The 17,466-nt window shown below is 50.7% G+C and carries 21 protein-coding genes; 6 read left to right on the forward strand and 15 right to left on the reverse strand.

Features of this window, described 5'->3' with window-relative positions; all coding sequences use genetic code 11:
- The first annotated feature begins 176 nt into the window (after positions 1-176).
- Both yoeI and plaP read left to right on the forward strand, forming a co-directional pair.
- The gene (gene yoeI / locus A9587_RS17240) at positions 177-239 is read left to right on the forward strand and encodes a membrane protein YoeI (RefSeq protein ID WP_097433929.1); all 63 of its coding nucleotides are present in this window, start codon (positions 177-179) and stop codon (positions 237-239) included.
- Positions 229-1,587, forward strand: coding sequence for a putrescine/proton symporter PlaP (gene plaP / locus A9587_RS17245; RefSeq protein WP_000019194.1), 1,359 nt, complete (start codon positions 229-231; stop codon positions 1,585-1,587). Before yoeI ends, plaP begins: the two co-directional genes overlap by 11 nt.
- A 74-nt stretch (positions 1,588-1,661) precedes the next feature.
- Here plaP and sbcB read toward each other — a convergent pair whose 3' ends face one another.
- Positions 1,662-3,089 (reverse strand): exodeoxyribonuclease I, encoded by a 1,428-nt coding sequence (gene sbcB, locus A9587_RS17250; protein WP_105263682.1) that lies wholly within the window; start codon positions 3,087-3,089, stop codon positions 1,662-1,664.
- Positions 3,090-3,297: 208 nt separating this feature from the next.
- On the opposite strand from sbcB, the gene dacD reads away from it, so the two are divergent.
- The 4 genes from dacD (at position 3,298) to A9587_RS17270 (ending at position 6,821) form a co-directional block, all read left to right on the forward strand.
- Entirely contained in the window at positions 3,298-4,464 is a 1,167-nt protein-coding gene (dacD, locus tag A9587_RS17255) for a serine-type D-Ala-D-Ala carboxypeptidase DacD (RefSeq protein ID WP_001516605.1), read from the forward strand.
- Positions 4,465-4,582: 118 nt separating this feature from the next.
- A complete protein-coding gene (gene sbmC / locus A9587_RS17260; protein ID WP_001105399.1) occupies positions 4,583-5,056 on the forward strand; it encodes a DNA gyrase inhibitor SbmC in 474 nt (157 codons plus the stop codon).
- Positions 5,057-5,264: 208 nt separating this feature from the next.
- On the forward strand, positions 5,265-6,323 hold the full coding sequence (locus tag A9587_RS17265) for an FUSC family protein (protein WP_001516604.1): 1,059 nt from the start codon (positions 5,265-5,267) through the stop codon (positions 6,321-6,323).
- Positions 6,324-6,491: 168 nt separating this feature from the next.
- On the forward strand, positions 6,492-6,821 hold the full coding sequence (locus tag A9587_RS17270; RefSeq protein WP_000450409.1) for a DUF496 family protein: 330 nt from the start codon (positions 6,492-6,494) through the stop codon (positions 6,819-6,821).
- Positions 6,822-6,929: 108 nt separating this feature from the next.
- Here the strand turns inward: A9587_RS17270 and A9587_RS17275 are convergent, their stop codons facing one another.
- The 14 genes from A9587_RS17275 to A9587_RS17340 are packed head-to-tail and all read right to left on the reverse strand — an operon-like array spanning position 6,930 to position 17,464.
- Positions 6,930-7,373: a EutP/PduV family microcompartment system protein gene (locus A9587_RS17275; RefSeq protein WP_085449036.1), complete on the reverse strand. Its 444-nt coding sequence runs from the start codon at positions 7,371-7,373 to the stop codon at positions 6,930-6,932.
- A gap of 4 nt (positions 7,374-7,377) precedes the next feature.
- The gene (gene pduU / locus A9587_RS17280) at positions 7,378-7,728 is read right to left on the reverse strand and encodes a propanediol utilization microcompartment protein PduU (RefSeq protein ID WP_000107121.1); all 351 of its coding nucleotides are present in this window, start codon (positions 7,726-7,728) and stop codon (positions 7,378-7,380) included.
- Entirely contained in the window at positions 7,728-8,282 is a 555-nt protein-coding gene (gene pduT / locus A9587_RS17285; RefSeq protein ID WP_105263683.1) for a propanediol utilization microcompartment protein PduT, read from the reverse strand. Before pduT ends, pduU begins: the two co-directional genes overlap by 1 nt.
- Positions 8,283-8,284: 2 nt before the next feature.
- A complete protein-coding gene (locus A9587_RS17290) occupies positions 8,285-9,628 on the reverse strand; it encodes a 4Fe-4S dicluster domain-containing protein (protein ID WP_105263684.1) in 1,344 nt (447 codons plus the stop codon).
- Positions 9,625-10,737 (reverse strand): 1-propanol dehydrogenase PduQ, encoded by a 1,113-nt coding sequence (locus A9587_RS17295; RefSeq protein WP_105263685.1) that lies wholly within the window; start codon positions 10,735-10,737, stop codon positions 9,625-9,627. The genes A9587_RS17290 and A9587_RS17295 overlap by 4 nt, the downstream gene beginning before the upstream one ends.
- A 10-nt stretch (positions 10,738-10,747) precedes the next feature.
- The gene (pduP, locus tag A9587_RS17300; protein WP_016248862.1) at positions 10,748-12,133 is read right to left on the reverse strand and encodes a CoA-acylating propionaldehyde dehydrogenase PduP; all 1,386 of its coding nucleotides are present in this window, start codon (positions 12,131-12,133) and stop codon (positions 10,748-10,750) included.
- Positions 12,130-13,137 (reverse strand): two-domain cob(I)yrinic acid a,c-diamide adenosyltransferase PduO, encoded by a 1,008-nt coding sequence (pduO, locus tag A9587_RS17305; protein ID WP_001516597.1) that lies wholly within the window; start codon positions 13,135-13,137, stop codon positions 12,130-12,132. Before pduO ends, pduP begins: the two co-directional genes overlap by 4 nt.
- 11 nt (positions 13,138-13,148) lie before the next feature.
- Complete coding sequence (locus tag A9587_RS17310; protein WP_000549830.1) at positions 13,149-13,424, reverse strand: EutN/CcmL family microcompartment protein; 276 nt, start codon at positions 13,422-13,424, stop codon at positions 13,149-13,151.
- A gap of 3 nt (positions 13,425-13,427) precedes the next feature.
- Positions 13,428-13,919, reverse strand: coding sequence for a microcompartment protein PduM (gene pduM, locus A9587_RS17315; protein ID WP_001067061.1), 492 nt, complete (start codon positions 13,917-13,919; stop codon positions 13,428-13,430).
- Positions 13,916-14,548 carry a phosphate propanoyltransferase gene (locus A9587_RS17320; RefSeq protein WP_000361033.1) on the reverse strand — a complete coding sequence of 211 codons (633 nt, stop codon included), beginning with the start codon at positions 14,546-14,548 and terminating at the stop codon, positions 13,916-13,918. Before A9587_RS17320 ends, pduM begins: the two co-directional genes overlap by 4 nt.
- 2 nt (positions 14,549-14,550) lie before the next feature.
- Positions 14,551-14,973 carry a BMC domain-containing protein gene (locus tag A9587_RS17325; RefSeq protein ID WP_001516595.1) on the reverse strand — a complete coding sequence of 141 codons (423 nt, stop codon included), beginning with the start codon at positions 14,971-14,973 and terminating at the stop codon, positions 14,551-14,553.
- 23 nt (positions 14,974-14,996) lie between these two features.
- The gene (pduJ, locus tag A9587_RS17330; protein WP_001057752.1) at positions 14,997-15,272 is read right to left on the reverse strand and encodes a propanediol utilization microcompartment protein PduJ; all 276 of its coding nucleotides are present in this window, start codon (positions 15,270-15,272) and stop codon (positions 14,997-14,999) included.
- Between the two features lie 19 nt (positions 15,273-15,291).
- Positions 15,292-15,642: a glycerol dehydratase reactivase beta/small subunit family protein gene (locus tag A9587_RS17335; RefSeq protein ID WP_000444065.1), complete on the reverse strand. Its 351-nt coding sequence runs from the start codon at positions 15,640-15,642 to the stop codon at positions 15,292-15,294.
- Positions 15,632-17,464, reverse strand: coding sequence for a diol dehydratase reactivase subunit alpha (locus A9587_RS17340; protein WP_016262092.1), 1,833 nt, complete (start codon positions 17,462-17,464; stop codon positions 15,632-15,634). The genes A9587_RS17335 and A9587_RS17340 overlap by 11 nt, the downstream gene beginning before the upstream one ends.
- Positions 17,465-17,466 lie beyond the last annotated feature (2 nt).

Genomic DNA, 17,466 nt, shown 5'->3' on the forward strand with positions numbered 1-17,466 from the left:
TTTACCCCCCATTTAGGCACAATGCGCCGCTGTCAAAAAATGACTAAAAACCGACGTTTTATCCGCGTCGGTTATTTTTTGCTTCAAACCAATCATTCATACCAAGAGGCCGGGCTTCGTACCGGATAGATATTTACTAAAAATCGACAGTTGTTGTCGCTGAGGAATCCAAAAAAATGGGGCAATTTTTTGCTTACGCGACGGTTATCACCGTAAAGGAGAATAACCATGTCGCATAACGTTACTCCAAACACCTCTCGCGTGGAATTGCGTAAAACGCTTACGTTAGTTCCGGTTGTAATGATGGGTCTTGCCTATATGCAGCCGATGACGCTGTTTGATACTTTTGGTATCGTTTCAGGCCTCACGGATGGTCATGTGCCGACAGCCTATGCGTTCGCATTGATTGCGATCCTGTTCACGGCTCTGAGCTACGGGAAGTTGGTTCGCCGCTATCCTTCTGCTGGCTCTGCGTACACTTACGCCCAGAAATCTATTAGCCCGACCGTTGGCTTTATGGTGGGTTGGTCTTCTCTGCTCGACTATCTGTTCGCGCCGATGATCAACATCCTGTTGGCGAAAATCTATTTTGAAGCTCTGGTGCCTTCCATCCCATCGTGGATGTTTGTGGTGGCGCTGGTGGCCTTTATGACAGCCTTTAACCTGCGTAGCCTGAAATCCGTAGCGAACTTCAACACCGTCATTGTGGTGTTGCAGATTGTGCTGATCGCGGTGATTCTGGGCATGGTGGTCTACGGCGTATTTGAAGGTGAAGGCGCTGGTACGCTGGCGAGCACCCGTCCGTTCTGGTCTGGCGATGCGCATGTCATCCCGATGATTACCGGTGCGACGATCCTGTGCTTCTCCTTTACCGGTTTTGACGGCATCAGCAACCTGTCGGAAGAAACCAAAGATGCAGAGCGCGTGATCCCGCGTGCGATTTTCCTGACCGCGCTGATCGGCGGTATGATCTTCATCTTTGCGACTTACTTCCTGCAACTGTACTTCCCGGATATCTCTCGCTTTAAAGATCCGGATGCGTCACAGCCTGAAATCATGCTGTATGTTGCGGGTAAAGCATTCCAGGTTGGCGCGCTGATCTTCTCCACCATTACCGTACTGGCGTCTGGTATGGCGGCGCACGCAGGCGTAGCGCGTCTGATGTACGTGATGGGGCGTGACGGCGTGTTCCCGAAAAGTTTCTTCGGTTATGTACACCCGAAATGGCGTACTCCGGCGATGAACATCATCCTGGTTGGTGCGATTGCTCTGCTGGCAATCAACTTTGACCTGGTAATGGCAACGGCGCTGATTAACTTTGGTGCGCTGGTGGCGTTCACCTTCGTTAACCTGTCGGTTATCTCGCAGTTCTGGATCCGTGAGAAGCGTAACAAGACGCTGAAAGATCACTTCCAGTATCTGTTCCTGCCGATGTGTGGTGCGCTGACCGTTGGTGCGCTGTGGGTTAACCTGGAAGAAAGCTCGATGGTTCTGGGGCTGATCTGGGCGGCTATCGGTCTGATTTACCTGGCTTGCGTAACTAAGAGCTTCCGCAACCCGGTTCCGCAGTACGAAGACGTTGCATAATTTTATAAAACCGGATGGTGTCATCATCCGTTAAGTCTCAAAAAGCCGGAGTTTAACGCTCCGGCTTTTTTGTATCAGACGATCTCTTCCGCGTACTGCCAAAGCGCCTTTAACAGTGCCACTTTCTCTTTATCATCGGCATATTGCTGCGCCAGCATCTGCAGTTCATCAGCATAGCCTTGCAAAAACTCTGGAGTGAAGACCTGACGGCGATGCTCCAGCCAGCGTTGCTGTTCGGCGTAATCTAACGTGCCGGGGAAGTTACGCGCCCGATAATTGAACAACAGCTTCTCTATGCGTTTATCGACAAAGGTGATATCCAGTGCCGGTAAGTTACGTGGCTCGGTTTCCAGCACAATTTTCATTGCCGCGCGATCGGCGTCACTGAAAAAGCCATTATAAAGCTGGGCATCCACGTTATCTGAAGGCATAAACGGTTCGGCTTCAGCAAATATTGCCACCACTTTTTCGCGCACTTGCGGGTTTTCACGCAAAATTTTCAGGTTATCAAGGCAATGCTGACGATTAATTCCCAGACGGTCGGCATCCTCCGGGCGAAGTGTATTCGCCTGTGCCAGCACCGGACATTTATTAATATGCACCAGCTTAACCGGGACTACGGCGTTATTGCCCAGATCGGCTTTTGCGGTATACAGACGCTCGCGCAGCATGTCGCTATCCAGTTCCAGTAATGGCGAAATATCTCCAGCTAAATCCACCATAATCACGGCATTGCGATTTTCAGGATGCCACGCCAGCGGCGCAACCCAACTGGTATTGCCGCGCCACGCACCAAACATGCCGGAAACGTGCACCAGTGGTTTCATCTGTGGCACATCAATCAATGCCATCAGTTTGTGCTTATTACGATGGGTAAAGAGATAATCAAACAGGCGTGGCTGACGCGTTTTCACCAGCTTCGCCATTGCGATAGTGGCGTATACATCGGCCATCGCATCGTGGGCGTTGCTATGCTCTATACCATTCGCTTTGGTTAAATGTTCAAGACGAAAACTCGGCAGACCGTCATCATTTTCAGGCCAGTTGATCCCCTCCGGACGTAGGGCATAACAGGCACGCATGACGTCCAGCAGATCCCAGCGAGAGTTATCATGCTGCCAGCTCCAGGCATAGGGATCGTAGAAATTACGATAAAAAACATTGCGCGTGACTTCGTCGTCGAAACGCACATTGTTGTAACCAAGAATGCAGGTTTTCGGTACGGTAAAAAGCGAGTGGATGCGGGCGGCAAAGGCGGCTTCGTTTTCTCCTTTCGCCCGTGCTTCCTGCGGTGTGATGCCGGTGATTAACACCGCCCCTGGTTGAGGTAAATAATCATCAGCAGGTTTGCAGTAAAAGACTTCTGGTTCGCCAATGATATTGAATTCGCTATCGGTGCGAATGGCGGCAAACTGCGCAGGGCGATCTAACGCGGGGTGCGTGCCAAAGGTTTCGTAATCGTGAAACAAAAAGGTAGATTGTTGCTTACCGTCATTCATCATTAGGTTAAATCCGTTATTTCTGCTGTATGCCAGAGTACCAAATATCACAACGCTAATCAGCTTTAGAGCGACAATTTGGCAGCGTGTGGAAACAGATAATGTCAGATTAAAATGAGATAAATGTCACATTTTCTTGCACTTTATTCCAGCCAGTTCATCAGGATTTCCGTAAAAAGAACAGCTATTTGAAACTCCTGAGGATTTGCTGTTGAAACGCCGTCTTGTTATTGCTGCTTCTTTGTTCGTTTTTAATTTATCGTCTGCTTTTGCAGCAGAAAATATTCCTTTTTCACCCCAGCCTCCAGAAATTCATGCGGGGTCATGGGTATTGATGGATTACACAACCGGACAGATCCTCACGGCGGGTAATGAGCATCAACAACGTAATCCTGCCAGCCTGACTAAGCTGATGACTGGCTATGTCGTTGATCGTGCTATCGATAGTCATCGCATTACACCAGACGATATTGTCACTGTGGGGCGTGATGCGTGGGCAAAAGATAACCCGGTATTTGTCGGTTCTTCACTGATGTTTTTGAAAGAGGGGGATCGCGTATCGGTACGTGATTTAAGCCGTGGATTAATTGTCGACTCCGGCAATGATGCTTGTGTTGCGCTGGCTGATTATATTGCTGGTGGGCAACGGCAGTTTGTTGAAATGATGAACAATTACGCCGAGAAGTTGCATCTAAAGGATACGCATTTTGAAACGGTACATGGTCTGGATGCGCCGGGTCAGCATAGTTCAGCCTACGATTTAGCCGTACTTTCGCGCGCCATCATTCATGGTGAACCTGAGTTTTATCATATGTACAGTGAGAAAAGCCTCACCTGGAACGGCATCACCCAGCAAAACCGTAACGGCTTATTATGGGATAAAACCATGAATGTCGATGGCCTGAAAACCGGACATACTTCCGGGGCCGGGTTTAATCTCATTGCTTCGGCTGTGGATGGTCAGCGTCGACTCATTGCGGTGGTGATGGGGGCTGAAAGCGCAAAAGGTCGTGAAGAAGAGGCGAGAAAGCTACTGCGTTGGGGACAACAGAACTTTACTACGGTGCAAATTTTACATCGTGGGAAAAAGATTGGCACAGAACGCATCTGGTATGGCGATAAAGAAAAGATTGCGCTTGGAACCGAACAAGAGTTCTGGATGGTGCTGCCAAAAGCGGAGATTCCGAATATCAAAGCAAAATACACCCTTAATGATAAAGAACTGACCGCGCCAATTAATGCCCATCAGCAGGTTGGGGAAATTGAACTTTACGATCGGGATAAACAGGTGGCGCACTGGCCGCTGGTCACCCTGGAATCCGTCAGTGAAGGCGGCATGTTTTCCCGGTTGAGCGATTATTTCCACCATAAGGCCTGACCTTTCTTTTGCAGCAGACTGGCAGGAGTGCGAGTCTGCTCGCATAATCAACACTCATTCCTTGTGGTTTTTATATTGCAAATGTACTGTGCATAAAACCAGTATTAATGGAGGCATCATGAACTACGAGATTAAACAGGAAGATAAACGTACCGTTGCAGGTTTCCATCTCGTTGGCCCGTGGGAACAGACGGTAAAGCAAGGTTTTGAGCAGTTGATGATGTGGGTAGACGACAAAAATATCGTGCCAAAGGAGTGGGTAGCGGTCTATTACGATAATCCAGACGAAACACCCGCCGAAAAGTTACGTTGTGACACCGTCGTCTCGGTGGCAGATGACTTCACTCTCCCCGAAAACAGTGAGGGCGTCATCCTGACGGAAATTTCTGGAGGTCAGTATGCGGTGGCGGTTGCACGCGTAGTGGGTGATGACTTTGCTAAACCCTGGTATCAGTTCTTTAATACTCTCTTGCAGGACAGCGCTTACGAAATGTTGCCAAAGCCCTGCTTTGAGGTTTATCTGAACAATGGTGCGGAAGAGGGGTATTGGGATATCGAAATGTATGTTGCGGTGCAGCCTAAACAGCGCTGATAAGTGGCACTGGATCAGAGGATAACCCGATTGCTACGCTGTTTTTCGTTATGTAAAAGAGTAAGATTCGTCTGCAGTTTTCTGACAACCAAACCGGGAACGTCTGCTATTCCCGGTTTGCCGGACAGATTTGTTACATAGCGTTATCGTTCCCGGACTGCCAGATTGCATTATGACCGTTTTTTCTCTTATTCCACGGAGTGCCCGCGTGCGTGCCGATAAGTCCTTAAGCCCGTTTGAAATTCGAGTGTACCGCCATTACCGCATTGTGCATGGTACGCGAGTTGCGCTGGCGTTCTTGCTCACCTTTCTCATCATTCGCTTGTTTACCATCCCGGAAAGCACCTGGCCGCTGGTCACTATGGTGGTGATCATGGGGCCAATTTCGTTCTGGGGCAACGTTGTCCCTCGCGCCTTTGAACGTATTGGCGGTACTGTGTTGGGTTCGATATTAGGTCTTATCGCTCTGCAACTGGAGTTAATCTCTTTACCGTTGATGTTAGTCTGGTGTGCTGCAGCCATGTTCCTTTGCGGTTGGCTGGCGCTGGGTAAGAAGCCATATCAAGGTTTATTGATTGGTGTGACGCTGGCAATTGTTGTTGGCTCGCCAACCGGTGAAATTGATACTGCATTATGGCGAAGCGGCGATGTGATCCTCGGCTCTTTACTGGCAATGTTGTTTACCGGCATCTGGCCGCAACGTGCTTTTATCCACTGGCGCATTCAACTGGCGAAAAGTCTCACTGAATATAATCGCGTCTATCAGTCAGCGTTCTCACCGAACTTACTCGAACGTCCACGTCTGGAAAAACATCTGCAAAAACTCCTGACCGATGCCGTGAAAATGCGTGGGTTGATTGCGCCCGCCAGCAAAGAAACCCGTATCCCAAAATCGATATATGAAGGGATCCAGACAATTAACCGTAATCTGGTTTGTATGCTGGAACTGCAAATCAATGCTTACTGGGCCACGCGCCCCAGCCATTTCGTGTTATTGAACGCGCAAAAACTGCGCGATACACAGCACATGATGCAGCAAATCGTGTTGAGCCTTGTTCATGCCCTGTACGAAGGTAATCCGCAGCCGGTTTTTGCTAATACGGAAAAATTGAACGATGCTGTGGAAGAGCTGCGTCAGTTGCTCGATAACCACCATGATCTCAAGGTCGTTGAGACCCCGATTTATGGCTATGTGTGGCTTAACATGGAAACGGCGCATCAACTGGAGTTGTTGTCAAATCTGATTTGCCGGGCCTTGCGCAAATAATTCCCGATCTTCAGAATCATCTTGCTGCTTCGATTCAGCAAAGATAAAGGGTATGATAGTGAAAAGGGATAAAAGCATTGTCATCTGCGGCAGCTATGAGTAATGTTGGCCCTAACGAATAGCGGCTGCTTAAACGAATCCGACTCTCACATTATCAGGGGTATAAAAATGGAAACTACCAAGCCTTCATTCCAGGACGTACTGGAATTTGTTCGCCTGTTCCGTCGTAAGAACAAACTGCAACGTGAAATCCAGGACGTTGAGAAAAAGATCCGTGACAACCAGAAACGCGTTCTGCTGCTGGACAACCTGAGCGATTACATCAAACCGGGTATGAGCGTCGAAGCAATTCAGGGCATCATCGCCAGCATGAAAGGCGACTATGAAGATCGCGTTGATGATTACATCATCAAAAATGCTGAGCTTTCCAAAGAACGCCGCGATATCTCCAAAAAGCTGAAAGCTATGGGTGAAATGAAAAACGGCGAAGCGAAGTAATTTCTGCTTTATTCAATGAGGGTTGCCCGGCAACCCTCATTGTTCATGATTCCTTTCTCGGTGTCACAAGTCATCATTCCCATCTGATAACATATTGAAATGTCGAAATTAACGACAACCTTCTTCTGTATGTAATAAGGTAAAAAGTTCTGCAACCCCGATGTTATTTATCGCGCTGGTTACTAATACGTTGCGTGCCCCGGCTTCCCGTAACCAGCATTTCACCAAAGATATTTGTTCTACGCTGGCTAAATCCGCTTTGGTTACTACCCCAATGACCGGGCGATTCATCGATGTGGTAAAGCCTGGCGAAAAAGGGGACCACGGTGCGTTCGCATTAAGTACCAGTGCGATAATGTCCGCTTCGCAGGCACAGACCAGCAGTGCGCTGTAAAGGCTGCGGTTTTCGAGGTATTCCCCGGGTGTGTCAATGGTGGCCGGTGACCAGACGATTGCCTGCGTCTTCTGATACTGAATATTCTCTCCGCGCAGGCATTGTGTGAGAGACGTTTTTCCGCACTGACTGGGGCCGATGAGCATCATCCGTTGCATAGTGTCAGGTCCGTGTAATGGAACAGGCGGTAAAGTGCATCATTTCGCCCAGCGTGCGTGTAACCTGGCTAAGTGCATATTCGATAGCAGAAACATCGCCAGTCAGAACTACCGCGCCGGTAAAACGATCAAGAAAACCAATCTCTACAGCGCCTGATTTTGTGGCGATATCACACGCGATGATAGATGCTTCACTGGGGGTAATCGTCAGAATGCCAATGGCAGAAACGGTGTCTGGTAAACCTAATTTCTTAAACAGATCCTTTCCGGGATTCGCAATCACATGCGCCAGTGTGACCTGTTTACCGGGAACATATTCCTGAATCATCCGTTCAGTCGTGTGTTGAGTTGACATTATCCCTCCACCATCTGATGCCACATGGCTTCATGCGGACGGGCAATCACCGAACGATAGACCAACAAACCTTTTTCCCCTGCGCGCTCGCTGGCGACAGAGACCGCGTTATTAACATCAGAAATATCGCCTGCCACTACCATGTAGCATTTACCGCCAATACCGAAGGCCATATGCACCCGCACGAGCGTGACGTTTGCCGCTTTCACTGCACAATCGGCAGCGTCAATGCAGGCTGCTACACTCCAGGTTTCTACTACACCGACAGCCCGTCGCTGGTCAACATGGTTCAGACCGCTGATTGCAGACAGGATAGTGGGATGAATATTAGGAAGAACCAGACTGTCGACCAGCATTTCACCAGCAAGGGACGTGCCATTATCGATGGCCTGTTGCACCGCACCGACATCGCCACCGAGCATCAGCAGAAATTTACCGGGGCATAGCGTTTTGCTGACCAGTAACTCAACGTTGGCGCTTTTCAGCATGGCATCGCCGGTTTCCATCCCTTTCGCGATACTGCTAAGTTCTACAATACCTACCGCTTTTGACATGGTTAACCTCTCACAACCGTAATCGCGTTTTCTGTCACATCACTGATCTTGCCATCAATACTGGCATGAATGGGGGCACCTAATGTGCCGTGTGGAATTTGGCCTACACATTGCCCACGAACGACACGATCGCCTTTTTGGACACACGCAATTGCGCTGGCTCCGATGTGCTGGCGTAACAATAGCGTCACTTTTTCGGGCTGTGGCACGTGTTCAGACCATGGCGCATCCTGATACCACGGTGCTAAGCCCAGTCTGGTTACCAGCCGTTTTACGGGAATCAGTCGATAATTTGCCATGACATCCGCAGGGTTTAAGGTGCCTTCGTAGCGGAGATTTTTAGCGCGTAATTCCTGCTTAAGCAGGCGATTTATGCGCATTGGTGAAATACCTACCGGGCAGGCGACGCTGGCACAGACGTTGCACTCCGAACAGGTGAGTGCTGTCAGTAACAGTTGCGGTGTAGCGAGCTGTTGGTAGTTAACCGCACGTACTAACAAATGTGGTGACAGTTCGTGACCGATTAAATGACGTGGACAGAGATCGGTACATAAGCGGCATTGTTCACAAACGGTTTTCGCGACGGCAAGTACGTTGCGATCATCCTGCATTCGACGTTGGATCAGTGAATGAGAGTTGGGTAAGACCAGCAAGCCGCCGGTGGTTTTGCTGACTGGCGTATCGAGCGATGGGAGCAAACTCCCCATCATCGGCCCGCCATTGATAAAACTGGGATTATCTACCGTAGCGCCTCCCGCCAGCGCCAGTACCTCGCGTAAAGACATTCCGATGGGAACGGTCACTGTTACTGGTTTAGCAACTGCACCATTAACGGTTAACGTGCGGCGCGTTACCGGATACTGTTGCTCAACGGCTCTGGCAATATTCAGCACGGTCTGGACGTTATTCACCACCACGCCGACGCTAACGGGTAACGCGGCGGGTGGAACGCGACGACCTGTTGCCATCCAGATGGTCAGCACCTCATCCCCAGCGGGATAAACGTCGGGCAAAATATGCAGGCGGATATCCGTTGGAAGTAATGGTGTAAGTGCTTTTATTGCGGGTTGATACTTCTCTTTCAGCGCGATGATTCCGCTAGCAGCCCCGGTGGCTTTCATCGCATAGTGAACACCGCGCAGCAGGCGGCTGGCTTGTTGTGCCATTAACTGCTGGTCCACTTTCAACATTGGTTCGCATTCCGCGGCATTTACCAGGAAAGTGTCAACACACGCCTGCAGCTTGATATGTGTTGGAAAGCCTGCGCCGCCAGCACCCACAACCCCGGCTGCCTGAACTCGCTCACGGATCGTCTGACTGTCACAGGACGTTAACTCGACGTTCATAACAACTCCTCAAGCAGTTCCTCAATAGCGGAGGCATCAGCCGCTCGTGGGTTGGTACGCAATGTTGCATCCGCCAGCGCGGCCTGAACCATATCTGGAAGACGTGCTGACCATTCTGCTTTTTTTTCTTTCAGTGCATTAGCGAGAGTCGGTATTGCACAGGTTTTTTTAAGCTGTTCAATATGTTGAATGAGTGCATTCAGGCTGGCGGTGTCATTGGCGTTATCAGGGCATAAATGACACGTTTTTGCCAGCCGGACGTAGCGTTTGGCGGCGCGCGGATCGCCAGCATTAAAGCGGATAACCGCCGTGAGCAGGAGAGCATTCGCCAGGCCGTGTGGCAGATGAAACTGCCCGCCGAGTTGATGGGCAATTGCATGATTTAACCCAAGCCCAGCCTGGCTAAAGGCCATTCCGGCAAGCGTCGAGGCATTATGCATTTTGCCGCGAGTAGCAAGACAATCGCCTTTATTCACTGCTGTAGGCAGGTAGTGAAAAACAATTTGCACGGCTTTTTCGACCAGAGCATCCGAGAAATCACTGGCGCGTGGAGAAACATAGGCTTCTAGCGCATGGGTTAAAACATCCATTCCGGTATTGGCAGTTATCGCGGGAGGCACGCTGACGACCAGCGAGGGATCGAGGACTGCAATATCCGGATAAAGTGCATTATCGAAAAGGGGATATTTAATCCCTTTCTCTGGATCGCTGATGACACAGGCGCTGGTCACTTCTGAGCCGGTGCCGCTGGTGGTGGGAATGGCTACGCAGGTGTCAATCTCAATAGCACACTGGCGACTAAACCAGACAATCGCTTTTGCGGCGTCCAGCGCAGAGCCGCCGCCAAAACCGATAACCACATCCGGGCGTAAAGTCTGCATTTGTGCAATGCCTTTTACCACGGTCTGGATAGTTGGGTCGGGTGTTATTTCGCTAAAAATACTGAGGCGGTTGCTGTCAGGCAGCGCCTGGCGCAACGTGTCAATCAGTGGTGAGCGTGCCAGAAAGGCGTCGCAAATAATCCAGATGTGCTTATTGGTGAAACGGCTAAGCACTTTAAGACTTCCTGGTCCGCTGTATAAACGCGTCTGCAGTGAAAAAGTATTCATTTCCGTTTCTCTAGCGAATGGAAAAACCAGTGGTCAACACGCAGCGTCGTGAGCGGGCAAAAGTCCGTGCTGACGTTGTCCCCTCTCCGGTCGGTGTAGCAATGGTGAAGGTCGTAAAGCCTTCACCGCCGACGCCAATGCCTGCCCAGGAGGGGCCGTTTTTGACAAAGATGGAGGTTTGCATAACGCGCGCGGCAAGGTTGAGCCGAGAGACATTCTGCGAGTGCATAATTGCCGTGTGGTGCAAGCTGTCTTCCACTTTCAGCGCCAGGGTGAGGGCGCTATCAAAATCATTAACTTTTACAATGGGCAACATTGGCATCAGTTGTTCGCAGGTAACCCAGCTATCATCGGCGTCGACAATAGCAATTAGTAATCGAGGGGCTTTCTGCGGTAAAGGAATTCCCGCTGCTTCCAGCATGGCTGAAGGACTTTTACCCACCAGCTTTTTGTTGGCAACATTGCCAGGAAGGCAAATAGCACGCAATTGGTCAGTTTGTTCCCGGTTAAGAAGAAAAGCGCCAAAACTTTGCATCTGTTGGATTAGGTAATCTGCTACTGATTCAACGACTATCAGGCTTTTTTCAGCGATACACGGCAGGTTGTAATCGAATGAAGCGCCGTTGATGATGTCTTCGGCGGCTTTCACAATATCCGCCGTTTCATCGACGATGCAGGGCGGGTTACCCGCACCGGCACCAATCACTTTCTTGCCACTTTTCATCCCCATCGCGACGATACCTGGACCGCCAGTAATTGCCAGAACGACGATTTTAGGGTGCGTCATCATCTGTTCGGTAGCGGCAAAGGTTGGTTCAGACACGGTAACGATAAGGTTATGAATGCCACTACAGCGAAACGCGATGTCTTCGATTATGGCGATCAGTTTCAGCGATACGTTTTTGGCTCCCGGGTGAGGACTGAAATAGACACTATTGCCTGCAGCCAACATGCTGATGCTGTTGTTAATGATGGTTTCCGTTGGATTGGTACTTGGCGTGACTGAGCCAATAACCCCAAACGGAGAGTATTCAAATAAAACCATGCCACCATCACCGGTTAGCGCAGTGGTGGTTAAGTCTTCAATTCCAGGTGTGTTATCGAGAGCCGCTTTGTTTTTTAGATACTTATCTTCTTTATTTCCCATCCCCGTTTCGATAGCGCTCTCTTCTGCCAGTTCGGTAAGGCGGGGGGATAATTCTTCGCGAATGGCGTTGATAATGGCACTGCGGGTTTTAAGTGGGCACTGTTGAAAGCGCAAAAAGGCCTGGTGTGCAGCGCAGACGGCGTCATCGACAGTCTGGAAAATACCATTTCTTTGCGTTTGTGACGCAGTGGGCATCATTTGTTCGCGCAGGATATTGCGGATAATCGTTTCTAATTCAGTGGTATTCATAGGTTTGCTCCTGCGTTAATTGCTGCCATTGCGGTTTGTGCAATATCCATGTCTTGTTCAACGCTACCGCCGCTGATACCAAGCCCTCCAAGCAATATTCCGTCACGCCAGAGGGGGAAACCGCCACCAAAAGTGACAACTTTGCCTTGCATATGGCTTTCGAGTCCGTAAAGCGGCGCTCCGGGTTGCACGGCGTCAGCAAGCTTGTGTGTTGCCGTTTTCATCGCCACGGCGGTCCAGGCTTTTTTCGGTGCCAGTTCACTGCTAACCAGCAGCGCATCAGGCATCCGCCAGGTAACGCTTTCCGTACCGTTGGCATCAACGATGCTAATGACTACGGGAATATGCAGTTCATCTGCGCGCATTGCCGCGCTACGAATGAGCTGATGAAGATCCTGAAAAGTGAGCGGCATCGTGCGTTCCTTCAATGCTGGAGTGTGGTTAGCTTCGTGATAACGTTTTGTTATTTCCTGAATCATCAGGTTCTGATGAGCAACATTGTCTTCCACGCGGGCGAGGGCATACAGGCAATCGGAAAGCCGGTTGATGTAGTGCAGTAAAACATGGCGAACGGTGGCTTCCGTTGTCAGTTCAACCAGACGTCTTTCGGCCCTGCGAGCCACTGTGCGGGCGAAATGCATGCGGCTTGCGGCTTCACAACGACCAGGTAGAATGAAGCTGCGAACTGGAGGAACCGCGTTCATTGCACTGTCGATCGCTTTTTCCAGCGCGGCGATTTCTTCCGTACTGATGTAACGTTGCTGCGCTGATGGCTGTTCGCTTTCACTGGCGAGCTCGGCACTAAACCAGAATATCTGTTGCTGAATGGCTTCCAGTAAGATGCGATGACTTTCGATGGTGGTGGCGCAATAACACAGACTGAGTGTCGCGTTCAGTTCATCCAGCGTGCCATAGGCTTCGACACGTAGATGAGTTTTGCTGACACGTTGCCCGGTAAATAGGGACGTATTTCCTGAATCGCCTGTTCTGGTATAAATCGCCATCTTTCAACTCCTTAGCGCGAAAGCGTATCGACAATGCCAACCACTGCCAGGTCGATGGCTTCGTTAGGTCCGGAAAACACATGTCTGGCGCTGGAACCGCTGCTGAGGAGTACCAACTCACCGACGCCAGCACCGACTGAATCAACGGCAACTTCGTCACCGGTTAATGGCGTGAGAGGCAGTTCACCGTCAGCGCTGACCCGGCGAACCAACAACAGTTTTTTCCCGACCAGAGAAGGTGATTTTTGCGTGGATACCACCGCGCCAGTGACTCGAGCCAGATGCATGGGTTACTCCTGCCTGATTAACTGAATGTTTCGGGTAATTGCCGCTTCACGCGCAAGGGCGGTCACACAACATTTCCGTTGCAGCACCAGTATTCCCGTGCATAACTGCGCTATGTCGACATAACTTAAAAGTCGACCACGATGAAGGTAGACCGGTTGCCCTTGTTCGTCGCACCAGGTTAACGGTAGACGGGCGAGTGACTTTAATTTGATGGCGTTCAGAAAATGATGCTGCAACGACAATTGAATGTGCATTCCCCAGGCTAACGCCTCGTGAATGTGGATTGCTGCACGATCTGACGTTTCGTTTTCCGCGAGTTGTCGCAACAACGGCAGATCGACGTATTGAATTTGTAACGATGCATACTGATGAACTATCTCGTGAACGCTGGCTTCTCGCAGTTGCGAAACAGTTAGCGCGAGTGTTTTTCCCGCACGCTGTTTCAGGCGAAAAATCACTTCGTCAACAATGTGTTGCATCAGCACGTTATTCATGGCACCGACACCAGCGTGGCAAAAACGTCAGGATTATCAGCGCCTGCGGCGTTGGCTTCGTCGGTATCAATATGCATTTCAAGACGCATATCCGGTGAGACGCGAACGGCAACGTTATCGAATATCAGTCGTCGCTCATCCCCTTCAATGGCGACCGCCACCTTATCACCATGTGTAACGCCATAAATCAGGGCATCAAGCGGAGACATATGAATATGCCGTTGCGCGACAATAACGCCAGAAGCGATTTCCAGCTCTGCAAAAGGGCTTATCAGACGAATTCCCGGTGTGTCGCTGAGATCGCCAGACATGCGTAGCGGAGCGGCGATCCCTAACGTTCTGGCGTCAGTCCGGGAAATCTCCACCTGACTTGAGTTACGTAATGGCCCCAACAAGCGAACGTTGTGCAATTTGCCTTTTGGTCCCACCAGCGTAACAACCTGTTCAGCAGCGAACTGACCAGGTTGTAATAACGACTTTTTCTCGCTGATCGGTTGTTCAGGAAAAAGGCGCACATAATCCGCCGTTGAAAGATGAATGTGACGACTGGAGACGCCCAGAGGGATAGGGCGCTCGCGCATCTCATCCAGGACCAGGCTAACAGCCTCCTGCAAGGTTTGTTTATCCATTACTACCCCCCTCGCTTATCGGAATGCAGGCAAAGTGAACGGGGTTCACCTTTTTGCCGTTGGCACGCCGGGTCAAGACACAAATTACAACTGATAATTTCTGCGGCGACTGTTGTTGCAGGTGTTTCGCTTGCTTCGACTGTCGCATCCAATGCTTCTGTTGTGCGGGGCAGTATTCCTTCTCCTGGTCGGGCAATCACTTTGTGCGCGACAAGACCATTTCGCTGTCTGGCGAAACTGACGCCTGTTGCGATCGCTGCATTAATCGAGGCGACGTCACCGATAATTTTGATGAGCGTCCAGCCCGAACCATTGGTCTTCTCAAGGCCAACCAGCGTGATGGACGCGGCCTTAGCCATAGCGTCCGCGCAACTGATGGCGAGTGCCAGACCACTGACTTCAAGTAATCCCAGTGATTGCTTCACGCTGTGCTCCTTAGCGAATGGGGTTATGCAGATTTAGGTAAAATGGCCTCAACATCGCTGTGCGGTCGTGGAATGACATGGCAGGATTTCACTTCACCAACGGCGCTTGCTGCTGCGCTCCCCGCATCAACGGCGGCTTTTACTGCGCCGACATCGCCGCGGACCATCACCGTAATCAGACCCGAACCAATCTTTTCATAGCCAACCAGTTGCACGTTGGCGGATTTAACCATGGCATCCGCGGCTTCAATTGCGCCAACTAACCCTTTTGTTTCAACCAGTCCTAGTGCGTTATTCATACAGCATTTCTCCTGTGGATTATGGGTGGTATTCCCTGAAGGGAATGCCTTTGACCAGGCGGGCGGCGTTATTGCCGATACTACGCCGGGCATAGTTATCTTGTTGATACATCAGCGTAAACAACGGTGCTGATGCCGGTAAATTTTTGTAATGTACAATTAGTTTTTCCCGGTCGCAGGCTATGCCAACCAACAGGGGGGACTGACGAGCGGCCTGCCAGGCGCTATCGATCACCTCACCTGACGGGATTTGTTGAATGCTAAAGGGGATCCCCTCTTCTTCAATACCGAAAAGCACCTCATCCCATGCGTTGGTGTAAGCACCGATTACCATGACGACAATGGCGGGGGCTCGTCCTTTACTTTCCATAAGCCGACTCCTTGCGCCAGGCGATAAGTAGCCCGGTAGCTACCGCATTGCGCGGTCCTTCGTTGCCACGGATATTCCCCCGCCCGGCGACCAGTCGATAATGCGCCAACGCATCGGTGACTAACTGTGGTACTTCAAAATCCAGCGAAGAGCCGCCCACCAGCACGACGAATGGAATGTTGCGAATATTTCCACCTGGGCTTACCTGACGTAACGCACGCAGAGCGTTTGTTACGAAGACGCGCTCTTTCGCACTGCGACGAACGGCACGCACTTTTTCCAGTGTTAAATCGCCGGGAATCGGCACCAGCTCGTCGGGTTTCACCACACAAACGCGGGCAAAGACATGAGGGGATAGCGGAGTAGGGAAGAACTGAACGCTGCCGTCTTCATGGCGTAAATGGAACAGGCTTTCTACTTTTGCCAACGGGTGCTTTTTGATTTCTTCAGCCAGATAACGATCATTTAAGCCCAGTTCTCGGGCGATAATCATCGTCACCATGTCGCCTGCTCCTGCAAGGTGAGTGGCAATCATTTCCCCTTTCTGATTGATGATGGAGGCATCGGTAGAACCGGCGCCTAAGTCCAGAATTGCCAGAGGGCGCGTTGTCCCCGGGGTAGTTAATGCTCCCTGAATTGCGGCTTCTGCTTCTGCGCCTCCGACCTGAACATCAATATGCAGTTTTTGCTTAATTTCACTGGCGATCATCGCCATTTGCAGGCGGTCTGATTTCACCATTGAGGCGATACCCACTGCCTGTTCCAGTGAAAATTCTCCAGCCAGACCACCGGTTACGCTGACCGGAACAGACGTATCTATCGCCAGCAAATCCTGAATAAAAATTTCGTGGCTGGGTTTATTGGTCAGCACCGCCATGGTCTGGCGAACATGTTCCAGCATTCCGCCGATGTTGGTACCCGGTTCGCCCGTCACGTTCTCCAGTTTTGGGCACTCACCGACCGCTTTCATAATGGCGTCGGCACCTGCGGCAACATCGACCCGCATTGTGCGCCCGGCAGAAAGCAGCTCAATGTTTCCGGCGGGTATCGAACGAGCTTTAACGTCACCAGACGGTGTTTTCACTACTACTGCTGAACGGTTGCCGATAAGCGCTCGTGCCACAGGAACAATGTTTTGAGTCTCTTCAGCATTGAGGGCAAAAACAGTGGCAATCCCATACGGGTTAGACAGGGTTTCGATAACTTTCCCGGGAACGGCAACTTCAATCGCGGCCAGCATACCGAGTGGAATACGCTCGATATAGAGGACTTCATCAACAATGGGTAAAGGGATTTCCAGTCGGTTACTGACCAGCACACCATCATCGCGTTGCAGAATTACGCCAGTCAGTTGATATCCGGCACGCACGGAGGCGTTTATCATGGTCGCGATATCGGCAAAATCAAATGCCGATGACACGACCAGGATGTATGGTGCTTCCGCCGGGCGTGTTAACAACTCTTGCGGAGTGATGGTGAGTCCCACTCCCAGACCTACTCCGCCTGGCGTTTTCGGATTGTGGCCGATCATGGTTGATTCGGTGATGATGGTTTCCGTAATGGTTTCCATCGCTACATCACCAATGACCGGAGTTGCTTCGTTGATACGAATAAGCGAAATATCGCTGACAGTGATACCGACTTTTTTCGTTGCCTGTGCGAGCGCCTCCTGAATACCATGTACGTTACGCAACGTACCTTTGATTCCGGTGGTTTCTGCCAGAGCGCTGCTCACGAACGACAATTCTCCAGACGCACTGAGCGTTGCCAGCGCAACCTCTGTCGATGAATTGCCGATATCAATGCCTGCTATATAGCGCATAG

Origin of the sequence: Escherichia sp. MOD1-EC6162 (assembly GCF_002965125.1) — a bacterium.
GTDB classification, from domain to species: Bacteria; Pseudomonadota; Gammaproteobacteria; order Enterobacterales; family Enterobacteriaceae; genus Escherichia; species Escherichia marmotae.